The sequence below is a fragment of the Xanthomonas sp. NCPPB 3569 genome (assembly GCF_041475645.2).
Taxonomy (GTDB): domain Bacteria; phylum Pseudomonadota; class Gammaproteobacteria; order Xanthomonadales; family Xanthomonadaceae; genus Xanthomonas; species Xanthomonas phaseoli.
The window spans coordinates 3,680,681-3,695,393 of the sequence record NZ_CM192969.1; the positions used below are offsets into that span (position 1 = coordinate 3,680,681).

The window sequence follows — 14,713 nt, forward strand, 5'->3', positions numbered from 1 at the left end:
GGCGCAAATTCTAGACGCATGCGGGCTGGCAAGTGCAACGCATCGCTCGCGACGGGCAGCAGGTGCCGGTGATGCGTCCGCATGGCCGGTGCCGGGCGAGAGCGGCAATGCGCGATGGCTGCTTCGACAGCCGCCCATGCCGATGGGCTGCGCGTGTGGACGCAATGCCGCACTCCCTGCGCAGGTGTGGCTGGCGGCAGCGTGGGGGCGAGCGCAGCGCATGACGCCCTGCGTGCGCCGTACGAGCCACGCATGCAGGGTTGCGTACCCGAGCAATGCGACGCGCAGGCAACCACAAAAATCCGCGGGCTGCGGCAATCACATCCTTACGCGCGATCGCTAAAAACGCGCATGCGCCAACGGGGCCGATCGAGCCGCATCGACCAGGCTGTTACACTCGCGCAGGTGATCGACGCGCCTTTCCCCCCCACGAGGGCCGCATCCGTGTTGCGGTTGACTGCCTTACTGCTTGGCGTTGCCCTGCTACTGACCGGTAGCGGGTTGCTCGGCACGCTGCTCGCCGTGCGTGGCGATCAGGCCGGCTTCGATGCGCGGGCGTTGGGGTTGATCATGTCCGGCTACTTCGCCGGATTCTTTCTGGGCACCTTCTTCGCACCGCCGCTGATTCGGCGCATCGGGCATATCCGCGCGTTTGCCTTTTATGCGGCGCTGGCAGCCATTGCGGTGTTGCTGCATCCGATCTGGTTGAACGCCTGGGGCTGGGGCGTGCTGCGCCTGGTGACCGGCGCGGCGCTGGTCGGCCTGTATACGGTGATCGAAAGTTGGCTCAACGCCGAGCCCGACGCGCGCCGGCGCAGCCGGGTGTTTTCGGTCTACATGGCGATCAATCTATCGGCGCTGGCACTGGGCCAGGTTTTGCTCACCATTGGCGATGCGGGCGCACCGGCGATGTTTACGCTGACGGCGATCCTGTTCTGTGCGGCGGTGATGCCGGTAATGACCACGCGGCTGATCCCGCCCGAGGTGCCGCATGTATCGCGACTGCGGTTGGTCACGCTGTATGCCCTGGCGCCGGTGGCCACGATTGGCGCCGGCCTTTCCGGCCTGGCGATGGGTGCGTTCTGGGGCTTGCTGCCGGTGTATGCCAACCGGATCGGGCTGGATTCCGACGGCGTGGCGATGTTCATGCTCACCGCCATCGTGGGCGGTGCGGTGCTGCAGTGGCCGATCGGGCGTATCAGCGACGGGCATGACCGCCGCATCGGCCTAGTGACCGTGAGCGTGCTGGCCGCCGGCATCGCGATCGCTGCCGCATTGCCGATGGTGCAGACGCAGACAACCATGCTGTTCGTGCTGTTCTTCGTCTATGGCGGGTTGGCGTTTTCGCTGTACCCGTTCGCGGTGGCGCACATGCTCGATTACCTGCCGCGCGAAGACCTGCTTTCCGGCAGCAGCAGCTTGTTGCTGCTACATGGCGTGGGTGCAGCGGTCGGCCCTGCACTGGCCGGCGGCGCAATGCAGAAGTTCGGCCCGGCCGCGTTGCCGGTGTACTTCGCGGTGATGTTGTTGGCCCTGGCGGGCTTCACGTTGTCGCGGCTGCTGCGCTTCAGCCGCCGCCGCACCCATCCGATTGCCTTCCGTCCGATGCTGCGTACCACGCCCTCGGCGCTGGAGTTGATGCCGGAAACACAGCAGGCCGAAGCACCGCCGCACGCCAAGGGCGGCTGATGCAGCTATGTGGCTGTCGTCAGTCGCTGCGCTGCTGTACATGTGATCTGCGGCGCTGCTGCAGGACCCCCTTGCCCGCCCGCCGTCGCGGAGGCGCCGCAAGTGCGTCCTTGTAGGCCCTTACGCGGCATCCATGCCGCGCAAGGACCCGCGCCAGGGGTGAACAAGAACCAGTCCAGATGATCGGTGTGCGTGGTGCAAAGCAGTGCATGATGCGCGCTGCTCGATACTGGTATGGCGCTCGCACCCGACACACGTGCGACAAGCGGCTTTTCATGCGGCCACCGACCCACTGCCCGGTGCGGTGTGCTTACCGGTTGCGGAACCGCTGGCGGCATGGATGCCGCCAAGGAGTCCCCATGGACGGATGCACGGCGTGTCCGCAAGTGGTGAGGGCACCGCGCACTCGACTCACCAGGCTTTCAAGCGCATCGGAGCGGAGCTGCGACGCGACGTCATGGCTCCCTCATGCCTTGACGTCATCGGTCCGCGTGGACATCCGTCCATAACGACTCGCGATATCCAAACAGCGGTAAATCGCAATCGTCGTGGCGCCAGGAACCTGTGGATACATCCGGTGATCCCGGCCACACCTGTCGCGCGGTCATGAGCACGCAACGCAAGCGCGGCAGTCTTCCCGGACCCCCTTCCCCGCTGTGGATTTCAATGGATTCGATGTCCTCCTTGCGCGTGCGCCATCCTGCCACGCTCGCGCTACTGCTGGTTCCGCTCTCCCTGCCGGCTTACGCACAGCAGGTTCCCGACGGTGCAACCCCCGACCCGGCCGCAACCGTAGCGGCCAGCACTGACGAGCAGGTATCGACGCTGGATCAGGTGCAGGTGGTCGGCCAGGCAACGACCTATTCCAAGACCACCGTCAGCAAGGAGATGCTGGACCGCCAGTTCGTGCTGGGCAGCGTCAACGATGCGCTCAACGAACTGCCCGGCGTGGTGGTGACCGAAGCCGATGCCTTCGGCTCGTCGGATTGGGGAACGCAGATCAGCATGCGCGGCTTCGTCAGCAATCGCGATACCCAGCAGATCGGCACCACCATCGACGGCGTGCCCAATGGTGGCTCGGCATATGGCGGTGGCTCCAAGGCCAACCGCTTTATCGACATGCCGGATCTGGAAACCGTGGAAGTGAGCCAGGGCACCGCCGACATCGCCTCGCGCTCCAACGAGGCCCTGGGCGGTACATTGAATTACCTCACCAGCGACCCGCTGGAAACGCAACGTGTCCGCGTGATCGGCGGCATTGGCGACAACCAGGCGCGCAAGTACTACGCGCGCTACGACACCGGCCTGATCGGCGACAGTACGCGTGCCTGGGTCAGTGGTTCGTCGGCACGCAACGACGACTGGATCGACGGCAGTGGCCACACCAGCCGCGATCACCTGGCCGGCAAGTTCGTCAGCGTATTGAATCAGTGGACGCTCAGCGGCTACGCCTCCTACGACGATGCCGACGAATCCGAATACACCAGCGTGACCCCGGAGCAATTCGCGCGCGACCCCGAGCACGACCTGTTGACCGGCACCCTCACCGGCATTCCGTATCTGGACCAGAATTACCGCTCCGGCTCGCGTGCCTTGCGCAAGAATACGTTTGGCTATTTGCGTGGTGCATTCGATGGCGGCAACGGCGTCAAGACCACGCTGACTGGCTATGCGCACCGCATGCAGGGGCGCGGCGACTGGATTCCCCCGTATCTGGTGGACGTCACAAATGACGGCGCCGGCGCACCCGAATCCGAAGCGCGTGGCGGCAACACCGTGTACGGCGGCAGCGATCTGGGCAAGCTGTATTACCTCACCCCCGGCGGCGCAGCGGCCAGCATGCTGGCCGGTTGCGTCGGCAGCGACGCAGTGCCGGCCGAATCCAATCCGGCCTGCTATCCGGCCGGTTCGGTGCCGGTGCAATCGTATCGACATAGCCACTACGACAATCATCGTGCCGGCGCGATGGCCGATGTGGAATGGCGTACCGATCTGGGCGCCATCGACAACACCGTGCGCGCCGGTGCCTGGCTGGAGCGCGTTGAGCGCAGCGTCACCCGCGATTGGCACCGCCTGCTCAACGTCGGCACCAACATCAGTTTCGATCATCAGCCCTACTGGGTGCAGTTCAAGGATAACTATCAGACCGACGAGCAGATGTATTACCTCGAAGACGTGATGCGCTATGGCGCCTTCGCCTGGCGCGTGGGCGTCAAGCAATTCTTCGTCGACCAGACCCGCGACCGCCGTATTGGCCAGGCGCAGCACGTGGAATCGGATTCGCATTCCGATCCGCTGCTGTCGGCCGGCCTGACATGGACCACACCGGTGCAGGGCCTGGAAGCCTTTGCCGGTTACTCGCAGAACTTCGCCGCGATTCCTTCCGGCGTGTTGGGCGAAACCGACCCGGTGGCGCTGAGCCGGGTGAAACCGGAAACCGCCGACAACATCGAACTCGGCCTGCGTGTCAGCCGCTGGCCGTTGACCGGCAGCGTCACGCTCTACGACATTCGCTTCGACAACCGCATCGTGTATGTGCCGGCCAACTTCGTCACCGGTATCGACTACCTGGGCGAGACCGATGGCGTGTACGAAAACTTCGGCGGTGTGCATGCGCGCGGCGTGGAAGCAGCGCTGGGCTACGGCTGGGACAACGGCTGGCGCATCAATGGTGCCTACACCTACAACAAGGCAGATTATCTCGGCAGCGGCGATGCCGCGCGCGATACCGCTTTGGAGATCACGCCCGGTGCGCAGGTGATCGGCCAACCGCGCAATACGCTGGTGGTGTCGGCCGATTGGCGCGGCCAGGCATGGCGCTTCGGTGTTTCCGGACGCTACCTGGGCAAGCGCTACCTGGACGCATCCAACCGCGCCGCACTCGATGGCGTGACTACCTTCGATGCCAATCTGGGTGTGGAACTTTCGCAACTGACCTCGCAGCTCGACGGCCTGCAGCTGGCGCTCAACGTCAGCAACCTCACCGACAAGCGCTATCTGGAAGGTGTGGACGGCAGCGACAGTGCCTTTATTGCCGCACCGCGCACCGTGGGCCTGACCCTGACGCTGGACCTGTAACGGCGAGCTGCCATGCTATGGGATGCCCGCACCAGGCACCGGTGCGGGCAGTCCTTCCGATGCGATGAGCCCACATGATCGATCTGCCCCGACGTCGCCTGCTGCAAGCCGGCCTCACCAGCGGCACGGCCGCGTTGCTGCCCAGCATCGCGCGTGCGGCAGCCATCGCGCCGGACCGCCGCAACGGCACGCTGGAGGACCTGCAGCATGTGGTGATCCTGATGCAGGAAAACCGCGCGTTCGATCATTACTTCGGCGCGCTGCCTGGGGTGCGCGGGTTCGGCGACCGCTTCCCGATCCCTGCGCCGCCCTTGCCGGGCGCGCCAGCGCGCACGGTGTGGCTGCAACCCAGCGAGGACGGCCGCCAATGGCTGACGCCATTCGCGCTGGACACCGCCGCGCAGTTCGGCTTCATGCGCGTCAAGGGCACCCCGCATAGCTGGCCGGATGCACAACAGGCCTGGGACCATGGCCGGCTCGGGCACTGGGCAGCTGCCAAGCACAATCATGCACTGGGCTATTACGCGCGCGCGGACATTCCGTTTCAGTACGCGCTGGCCGATGCCTTCACCATCTGCGATGCGTACCACGCCGCGATCCAGACCGGCACCAATTCCAACCGCGTGTTCCTGTGGACCGGCGGCAACGATCCGCAGGCGCGCGCAGGCGGCCCGGTCATCGGCAATTCGCACGACAACTTTGCGGAACTGGGCGGCTTTGCCGAGCCGTATCGTTGGGGCACCTACGTCCAAGCGCTGCAGGACGCCGGTGTGTCCTGGCAGATCTATCAGGACATGGCAGACAACTTCACCGACAACCCGCTGGCCGGCTTTGCGGCATTTCGACAGGCGTACAGCGCCGCGCCCGGACATGATCCGCAACTGCGCGCGCGTGGCGTGAGCACGCGCGGCCTGGCGCAGTTGCGCGAGGACGTACTGGGCGGGCGCCTGCCTGCGGTGAGCTACATCATTGCCGATGCGGCCGGCAGCGAGCATCCCGATCCGTCCAGCCCCGCCCAGGGCGCGGCCTACACCGCACGCGTGCTGGATGCACTCACTGCCGATCCGGCGGTGTGGAGTCGCACCGCCTTGCTGGTGATGTTCGACGAGAACGATGGCTTCTTCGACCATATGCCGCCGCCGGCACCACCGTCGCCGGATGCACGCGCAACTGGCGGGTTTGCCGGCGCATCGACGATAGCCACCGACGACGACTATCACCGCCACCCGGCGCCGGGCGAACAGAAAGTGGATCTTCCCGAGCTCCGCGGGCGGCCCTATGGGCTTGGCCCGCGCGTGCCGATGTATGTGGTCTCGCCATGGAGCCGTGGCGGCTGGGTGGATTCGCAGGTATACGACCACACCTCGGTGCTGCGTCTGCTCGAACGCCGCTTCGGCGTGCCCGCGCCGGAGATCACGCCCTGGCGGCGTGCAGTGTGCGGCGACTTGACCAACGCCTTCGATTTCGGCGCTGCCGATACGCGCCCCTTCGCCACGGCGCTGCCGGATGTCAGCGCAACCGCTGCGCGCGCGGCCGCCTTGCGCGAGCACGCACTGCCGCCGTTGCCGGCCGCGTTGCAGCCGCCCGAACAAGCGTTCGGCGTGCGCCGCTCGCGGGCGCTTCCGTATCGTCCCAGCGTGGAGCTGGCCTACCTGCCCGAGCGCGGCAAAGTGAAACTGCACATGGCTAATGCGGGCGCGGCGGCGGTGCTGCATGTCTACGACCGCTTCGATCTGGCTGCGATTCCACGCCGCTACACAGTGGGAAAGGGCGCGGCCGTGGACGGCACGTGGACCACCTACGACGGGCGCTACGATCTGTGGCTGCTCGGCCCCAACGGCTTCCATCGCCATTACCGCGGCGATCTCGATACCGCGCCGCTGTTGGCCGAAATCGCCCAGGACGCGGACGATGCGAAGGCGCTGTGCCTGACGTTGCGCAATCCCGGCAACCGCCCACTGCAAGTCGCGCTGGAACCCGGCGCCTACCCGCAAGCGCAACCGCGCAAGCGCATCACCGTCGCGGCCGGCGGCGAGCACCGTGAGCGCTGGAGCGCGACGCCGACCGGCGGCTGGTACGACCTGTGGCTAATCCACGACGGGGCGCGCCAACGCCTGGCCGGACGCGTGGAAACCGGCAAGCCCGGGATCAGCGACCCGGCACTCGGCGGACCGGCACGGCTGTATCAGGACGATCCGCCACATATCGACGGCCCAGGACCTGGGTGATATGCGCGGAATTGGGCAGTGGCGATTTGGCAATGAGCTGACCGGCATGCGCCGTCATCAGCCCACTACATTGGCACCATGCCGTGCGGATCGGCGGCGACAGCGGCCTTGTTCAGAGCGGGCAGCAACACCGTCTGCGGCCTCGCTCGCGCACCATGCCTAGCAGCAGCGGCCGCCTGGCGAGAACGGCCATCGATGCGCCTACTCCAACGGTCACTAGCCGACGCGCACCCCGCGTCGCCGGCCGGCTTGCACTACCGATGCAGCCAGTACCGGCAGTCGCCGATCGCCTGCGGCTGCGCGCCGGCGGAATAACGCTGCACGATCTCGGCATGCCACTGCGCCCGTTGCGGCGTGCTGCCCACCTTGTTGGGGCAATCGACCATCGCTGCCAGCGGTAGACCACCCAGCGCAGTGTCGGTGTTGGCCAGCGACTGCAACGCCTGGTCGGACGCCCAGTCGGCAATCATCACCGCGCGGCGGCCGGACCGATAGGGCATTTCGGAAGACCAGTCATCGCCGAAGGCCACCACCACGCCCTGCTCGGGGGTCGCGGCACGGATCTGTTCGGCGATCTGCGAGATCGGCGTCGGCTCGCGCGCTTCCTTCATGTTCTTCAGCGAACTCACCAGGCCAGAGCCCAGTGACAACAGGCACAGGAACACGGCCAATGCCACGCCGCGGCCGGGTTTACCGACCGCCTGGCCACGCTGCACCACCCACCACAGCACCAGGCCGACGATCGACGTGGCGAACACCACCTGCGCGAACTGGTAGTAGGGATGCACCACCTGCAGATTGGTGAAGGCCAGCATCGGCGCCAGGTAGGCGAGCAACAGCAAGACCACCGCCGCACGGATCTGGCGGATCGACAAACCGGCGATGAGGATGATCAGGAACACCCAGTTCGAACCGACCGGTCCGGCGAAGCGCTTCTTGAAGATGGTCCCCCACCAGATGGCCGGATCCAGGCGCTGCTGCAGGGTGCCGTAATTGAAGCCCGACAGGCTGGCGGATGTGACCTGCTGGCCCAGGAGCGACTGTGCCTTCAGGGCATCGGCATGTTGCAGCCAGAGCAGCAGCGCCACCAGCGCCGACCCGGCCGCCACCGCGCCCCAGCCCAGCAGCTTCCAGTGACCGACCAGCCACCGTGGACGCCAGCCATGCTCATGCAGCGCCACCCAGGCCAGGGCCAGGACGGTGAAGACCGCAAAACCGAAAAAGGTGGTGATCTTGATCAGGGCTGCCAGTACCGCGGAGACAACGGCGAGACCGCCGTGCCAGGCCCGCGGCTGCACGTACAGCCGTGCCATCGCCCAGACAAACACCAGGCCGAAGAACACCGCGGTGGATTCCATCATCACCGAGCGCCCCCACAATTGGGCCAGCGGCGACACCGCGAACGCACCGGCAATGCACAGCGCCAGCACGCGGTCCGGGCGCAGCACCAGGGTGATGCGATAGCTCATCCAGATGCAGCCCACGTGGAACAGGGTGGACAGCACACGGCCGCTATTGTCGGCACTCATGCCGGTGACCTTGGACAACGACGCAGCCAGCCACTGGAACAGCGGCAGCTCGAACGGGATCGACCACGGCGCGCCGAGCACCGGCGTGAGATAGGACAGGAAAGGCCCGCCGCGCAACATCCAGTCGATCGAGAGGGCGGTCTGCGTCTGCCGGAAGCCGGACGCATCGATGGGCGGCATCGACCAGCTGAAGACCAGCATGATCAGCAGCGCGATGGCCGAATAGCACAGCAGGATCCGGGCCGGTAACAGGCCACGGTCGGGGGTCGGTTGCTGGGTCACGCGTCGCGCTCCTGTGGGCGCCGGCCATCAGGCGCAAGGCGGCCGGGCGCGCAGTGTCGGTTCTGCGGGCAGCGAGTGCAAGCCGTCGGGGCACTGGCAGCCGCCAGGAACTCGCCGCATAGGCCGATCCAGCATCACCCGCAAGGATCGACCTGTCATCGCTTCAGCAGCGCTGGCGCACTCGCCGCTTACGCGCAGCGCGCGTCCACGCCAGCGGGATGTCGCCCCTCACTGCAGCACGCCGATCGTGTGCAACCAGGTTTCCACCAACTGTGGCCATTGGGCGATCGGCAGCCCCTTGGCGCGCAGGCCGAAGGCATGGCCACCCTGGGCGTACACATGCATTTCCACCGGCACGTCGGCATGGTTGAGCGCGACGTAGTACGCCAGCACCTGCGAAACGCCGTCCACGTGATCGTCCTGCGCCTGCAACAGGAAGGTCGGCGGGGTATCGGCGGCGACGCGAATGTCCGGACGCAGGTTCAGATGGGTGGGATCGCGGGTGGCGTCATCCTCGTCCTCGTGCGCCCACAAGTGGCCTGGATACACGGCGATGGCGAAATCCGGGCGACAGCTCACGCGATCGGCGGCATCCACCGGCAGATACGTGCGCGTTGCAAAATGCGTACTGATCGCGGCCACCAGGTGGCCACCAGGTGGCCACCGGCAGAAAAGCCGAGCACACCGATCTTGTGCGGGTCCACGGCCAACCGGTCCGCCTGCGCGCGCACCATCCCCAACGCACGTTGGGCATCCTGCAGGGCTGTTTGCACCTTCGGATAATAGCGGCGGTCGTTGACCCAGGTCGGCCCCGAATTCGGTACGCGGTATTTCAACAGCACGCAGGTGATACCGCGTGCGGTCAGCCAATCGCAGATTTCGGTCCCTTCCAGATCCATCGCCAGGACTTGATAGCCACCGCCGGGGAACACCAGCACGGCCGCACCGGTGTTGTGACCTTTGGGGGGATAGACTGTCATCGTCGGGCGGCTGACATCGCTGACCTTGGTCCATGGGTAGCGCCCCTCACCGGTGCCCACCGATTCGGGCTTCGGGTGACGCACCGCATCAGGCACCGCGCGCAGCCAAAGCGGCATTTCCACCTGACCAGGGGCGGGTTGCCACGCACGCGCCAGTGCGAGCCCATGCACAAGCAGCAGCGCAACTGCCATCCACCAATGACGCAGCCTGATCTGCACTATCGGACCTCGAAGGGGTGAGCGAAACAGAAAGCGAGTCGTGAACTCATGCGCGGATGAAACGCGTACGACACCTTGCACTCAACCCGCACTGCTCTCGCGCACCGCAACCGCCACCGCTTTCAACGCCGCATCGCGTGCAGCGTCGTCGACCTTGGCGCCATTCAAGTACGTGGTCAGCAACAGGGGCGCCCTTCCCTTCGGTGGCCAGAGGATGGCGATGTCGTTGCGCGTGTCGGTGCCGTTGCTGCCGGTCTTGTCGCCGATCTTCCAGTCGGCCGCGAGCCCCGCACGCAGGCAATCGTCGCCGGTGCGGTTGTCGATCATCCACGCGGTCAGCTGCTTGCGCGAGGCTGGCTGCAGCGCGCCGCCAAGCAGCAGCGTGCGCAGCGTGACGGCCATTGCCGCAGGCGTGGTGGTGTCGCGCGGGTCGCCGTCGGCAAACCGGTTCATCTGCGGCTCGTAGCGGTCGGTGCGGGTCTGGGCATCGCCGATGCCGCGCAGGAACGCAGTCACCCCGGCCGGTTCGCCGACCAGCGGGAACAGCAGATTGGCGGCCGGGTTGTCGCTATAAATCATCGTGGCCCGACACAGTTCGCCAACACTCAGCGAACCGCCGACATGGCGTTCGGTCACCGGGGCATGCTCAAGCATGTCGGAGGCGCGGATCCTGACCTGCTGCGCCAGCGTCAGCTTGCCCTGATCCACCCGCTGCAGCACTGCGGCAGCCAATACAAATTTGAAGGTGCTGCACATCGGAAAGCGCTCGTCCTCGCGCTGCCCGAGGCGCTTGCCGGTGGCGCTGTCGAGCAGGCAGATGCCCAGTCGGCCACCGGTGCCACGTTCGATCTGCGCCCACTGCGCCCGCAGCATGTCGTCCACGTTCACCGCAGGGGTGAGCGCCCATGCGGGTCTGGACGCTGCAAGCAGCACGCCCGCGCCGGTTGCGTGCAGGAACTGTCGCCGATTCAACATGCGGTTGCCTCCTTGAGAGAGCCCGCAGTATCGATGCGCACGACGCAGCCGACCATCGCGATGTTTCGATCTCAGGCATGAATTGAACTAATCTCTGCCCATGCCCCGCCCCCGCCTGCCGCTCAATGCCCTGCGCGCGTTCGAAGCCGCCGCGCGCCATCAGAATCTGACCCGTGCGGCCAACGAGCTGTGCGTCAGCCAGGCCGCGCTGAGCCACCAGATCAAGGCGCTGGAGCAGCAACTGGGCACCAGCCTGTTCCACCGCTTGCCGCGCGGGGTGGCACTGACAGACGAAGGCGCCGCGCTGGCACCGGTGCTCGGCGAGGCCTTCGACCGCATCGCCGCCACCTTGGAACGCTTTGCCGATGGCCGTTATCGCGAAGTGCTCAGCGTGGGCGCGGTCGGCACCTTCGCCACTGGCTGGCTGTTGCCACGACTGGCAGCGTTCCATGCGGCGCATGCGGATATCGAGCTGCGCCTGTCCACCCACAACAATCGCGTCGATCTGGCCGGAGAAGGCCTGGATCTGGCCATCCGCTTCGGCGATGGCTATTGGCAGGGCCAGGTTGCCGAAGCCGTGATGGAAGCGCCCTTCGCGCCGGTGTGCGCGCCGGCAATGGCGCGCGGCTTGCGCGTGCCGGAAGATCTGGCGCGCGTGCCGTTATTGCGTTCGTATCGTCTGGATGAGTGGCCGCAGTGGTTTCGCGCGGCGCGTGTGACCGAGGTGCCTGCACGCGGCACCATGTTCGATTCGTCGCTCACCCTGGCCAGCGCAGCGGCAGCCGGCGCAGGGGTGGCATTGTTGCCGTTGCCGATGTTTCGCCAGGACCTGGATGCCGGGCGCCTGGCCTGCCCGTTCCCGATCGCCATCGATGCCGGGCGCTACTGGCTGACCCGGCTACGGTCGCGGCCGCAAAGCGATGCCGGGCGCCGGCTGCGCGATTGGCTACTGGCACAACAGCACATCGGCAGCTGAGCAGCGCTGCCGCGCCTAGAGCGCCTTGGACGTCTTTCCCACCCGCAAGGCCAACTGGCGAAATGCCTCGAACTGCGCCCTGTCGGCGAACCAGTGCGGGCAGAACAGCTCGAACAGCCGGTCGTTGTGGTACAGCAACAGCACCCGGTCGTTTTCGCGGATGCGCATGTAATCGGACCAGGGGCGACGCAGATGGCCGTCCGCCCAGGTGATTTCCAGTCCGTTCTCGTCCCATGCATAGGTGTAGGTGTGCCGCAGCGAGGCCTGCTGCGCGTGCAGGCGTTTGATCCGCCGTGGCAGGCCCCACACGTGCAATAGCGCCAGGCCGATCAACCCGCCGCCACCGCCGCCGATCAGCACCGGGCCGATGATCGCGCGCGCGCCGCTCAGATGCAGCAGCCCCGCTCCGATCAACAGCAGCACTGCCAGAAACACGAGCAGGCGTTTCGCATCGTGACGCGCATGCAAGCGCTGGGCGGCCAGATGGTCTTCCAGACTGATGGTGACGCTGATCATGCGGGCGACATCCGTGTGTGGTTCAACGCGCAGCGTAACCCACGCGCTTTCATCGTGGGCAACACTCCGCAGTGCGAAAGCAGCAGCTAAGTGTAGACAAGGCGCATGAACCGCAATGTGCGCCTTCTACATCCCGCAACGACCATCCGACCCGCCATCCGACGGTTGCGCAGGCGCTTTTGTCAGTCGCCCTTACGCACCGTCGATCAACTCCATCCACGCCGTCTCAGCTTCGGCCAGCTGCTGCGCGGTTGCTTCGCGGTCGCGTCCGAGCACGGCCATCTTTTCGCTGTCGGCGTAGTTGCCGGGATTGGCCAGCTCGCGATCCAGCGCAGCAAGCGCCGCTTCCAGCTCGCCGACGCGCTTTTCGGCGCTGGCCAGCTTGTGCGGGTTGACGGCTTTTTTCGGCGGCAGCGGTTTGGTCGGCGGCGGCGGGGTCGGCGCCACTTCGGCCATCTTCTGCTTGGTGCCCTGCGCCGCTGGGCGGCTCCGCAACCAGGCGGCATATTCGTCCAGGTCGCCGGCGAACGGCTCGACCACGCCATCGGCCACGCGCCAGAAACTGTCGCAGACCAGGCCGATCAGATGGCGATCGTGCGAGACCATCACGATGGCACCCTCGAAATCGCTCAGCGCCTCGGCCAGCGCCTCGCGCATTTCCAGGTCCAAGTGGTTGGTCGGTTCGTCCAGCAGCAACACGTTCGGCTGCTGCCAGGCGATCAGCGCCAGTGCCAGGCGCGCGCGCTCGCCGCCGGAGAAGCCGTCCACCACTTCAAAGGCGCGGTCGCCGGCGAAATTCCATTTGCCCAGAAAGTCGCGGAACGCCTGGTTGGACCCGTCCGGCGACAACTCGCGGAAGTGGTCCATCGGCGATTGGCCTTCGTGCAGCGATTCCACCGTGTGCTGGGCGAAGTAACCGATGCGCAAATCCGGATGCGCGCTGCGCTCGCCAGATAGTGGCGCCAGCTCGCCCACCAGCGTTTTGACCAGCGTCGACTTACCCGCGCCATTGGGCCCAAGCAAACCAATCCGGTCACCCGCCTCTAGCCCGAATCCAACATCATGCAGCACGGTAATGGCATCGCTGGAACCACGCTTTTGCGATTCCCCATTCCCGATTCCCGAATCCCGCGGCGCAGCGGCATAGCCGCAAGCCGCATGATTCAACCGAATCAACGAAAACGGCAGACGATTGGGCTGCGCGAACTGGATGCGGAATTCGCGCTCGGCGCGCACCGCCTCGGTGCCGGCCATCTTGGCCAGCCGCTTCATGCGGCTCTGCGCCTGCGTCGCCTTGCTGGCCTGCGCCTTGAAACGGTCGATGAAGCTCTGCAGATGCGCGCGCTCGGCCTGTTCCTTGTCGTGCGCGATCTGTTGTTGACGCAAATGCTCGATACGCTGGCGCTCGAAATCGGTGTAGCCACCGACATACAGCTTGGCGGTGCCGCCATGCAGGTGCAGGGTGTGGGTGGCCACGTTGTCGAGAAATTCGCGGTCGTGCGAAATCAGCAGCAAGGTACCCGGGTACTTGAGCAACCACTGCTCCAGCCACAGCACCGCGTCCATGTCCAGGTGGTTGGTCGGTTCGTCGAGCAGCAGCAGGTCGCTGGGCATCATCAGCGCGCGCGCCAGGTTCAGCCGCACCCGCCAGCCGCCGGAGAACGACGACACCGCGCGATGGTGCGTGTCGGCCGGGAAGCCCAGGCCGTGCAGCAACTTGCCGGCGCGTGCTTCGGCGTCGTAGGCGCCGATCTCGGCCATTTTCTGGTGTGCATTGGCGACCGCCTCCCAGTCTTCGCGGGCAGTGGCATCGGCCTCTTCCTGCAGCACCGCGGAGACTTCGATGTCCCCGCCGAGCACGAACGACAGTGCCGGGTCCGGCAGCGAGGGAGTTTCCTGCGAAACGCTGGCAGTGCGCACCTTGCAGGGCAGATCGACATCGCCCTTGTCGGCCTCCAGCTCGCCCTTCACCGCAGCGAACAGGCTCGACTTGCCGGTGCCGTTACGGCCCACCACACCGACGCGGTAGCCGGCGTGCATGGTCAGGTCGACGTTGGAGAGCAGCAGACGCTCGCCGCGTCGCATGGAGAAGTTACGCAGGGAAATCATTGATGGACAGTCCGATAGAACGAAAAGGAATGAGCAGATGAGCAGCATTCCTGCGACGCCATTCTAGCGTTAACGAATAATTAGCGCCTTCAGCGTGGCCGCCGTCTTCTTCGCCCTCCCGCGACCGCCGCC

Annotated in this window: 8 protein-coding genes and 1 pseudogene; 4 read left to right on the forward strand and 5 right to left on the reverse strand. The window is 66.0% G+C overall.

Annotation, left to right across the window (positions count from 1 at the left end; translation table 11 throughout):
- Positions 1–444: 444 nt before the first annotated feature.
- The 3 genes from ACCQ03_RS15975 to ACCQ03_RS15985 all read left to right on the forward strand — a co-directional run bounded on the left by ACCQ03_RS15975 (position 445) and on the right by ACCQ03_RS15985 (position 6,995).
- Entirely contained in the window at positions 445–1,689 is a 1,245-nt protein-coding gene (locus ACCQ03_RS15975) for an MFS transporter (RefSeq protein ID WP_017159326.1), read from the forward strand.
- A 606-nt stretch (positions 1,690–2,295) separates the two neighbouring features.
- Complete coding sequence (locus tag ACCQ03_RS15980) at positions 2,296–4,767, forward strand: TonB-dependent receptor domain-containing protein (RefSeq protein WP_150146756.1); 2,472 nt, start codon at positions 2,296–2,298, stop codon at positions 4,765–4,767.
- 74 nt (positions 4,768–4,841) lie between these two features.
- Entirely contained in the window at positions 4,842–6,995 is a 2,154-nt protein-coding gene (locus ACCQ03_RS15985) for a phosphocholine-specific phospholipase C (RefSeq protein ID WP_209225572.1), read from the forward strand.
- Positions 6,996–7,249: 254 nt separating this feature from the next.
- Here ACCQ03_RS15985 and ACCQ03_RS15990 read toward each other — a convergent pair whose 3' ends face one another.
- The 3 genes and pseudogenes from ACCQ03_RS15990 to bla all read right to left on the reverse strand — a co-directional run bounded on the left by ACCQ03_RS15990 (position 7,250) and on the right by bla (position 10,980).
- Positions 7,250–8,806, reverse strand: coding sequence for an ArnT family glycosyltransferase (locus tag ACCQ03_RS15990; protein ID WP_209225574.1), 1,557 nt, complete (start codon positions 8,804–8,806; stop codon positions 7,250–7,252).
- A 228-nt stretch (positions 8,807–9,034) separates the two neighbouring features.
- Positions 9,035–9,978, reverse strand: a pseudogene (locus ACCQ03_RS15995) (alpha/beta hydrolase).
- 108 nt (positions 9,979–10,086) lie between these two features.
- Positions 10,087–10,980, reverse strand: a complete 894-nt coding sequence (gene bla / locus ACCQ03_RS16000; RefSeq protein WP_057678511.1) for a class A beta-lactamase — start codon at positions 10,978–10,980, stop codon at positions 10,087–10,089.
- Positions 10,981–11,080: 100 nt separating this feature from the next.
- On the opposite strand from bla, the gene ampR reads away from it, so the two are divergent.
- Entirely contained in the window at positions 11,081–11,956 is an 876-nt protein-coding gene (gene ampR, locus ACCQ03_RS16005) for a LysR family transcriptional regulator AmpR (RefSeq protein ID WP_057678512.1), read from the forward strand.
- A 15-nt stretch (positions 11,957–11,971) separates the two neighbouring features.
- Here ampR and ACCQ03_RS16010 read toward each other — a convergent pair whose 3' ends face one another.
- Positions 11,972–12,472, reverse strand: a complete 501-nt coding sequence (locus ACCQ03_RS16010; RefSeq protein WP_017156668.1) for a YcxB family protein — start codon at positions 12,470–12,472, stop codon at positions 11,972–11,974.
- 192 nt (positions 12,473–12,664) lie between these two features.
- On the reverse strand, positions 12,665–14,581 hold the full coding sequence (locus tag ACCQ03_RS16015) for an ABC-F family ATP-binding cassette domain-containing protein (protein ID WP_209225576.1): 1,917 nt from the start codon (positions 14,579–14,581) through the stop codon (positions 12,665–12,667).
- Between the last annotated feature and the right edge of the window lie 132 nt (positions 14,582–14,713).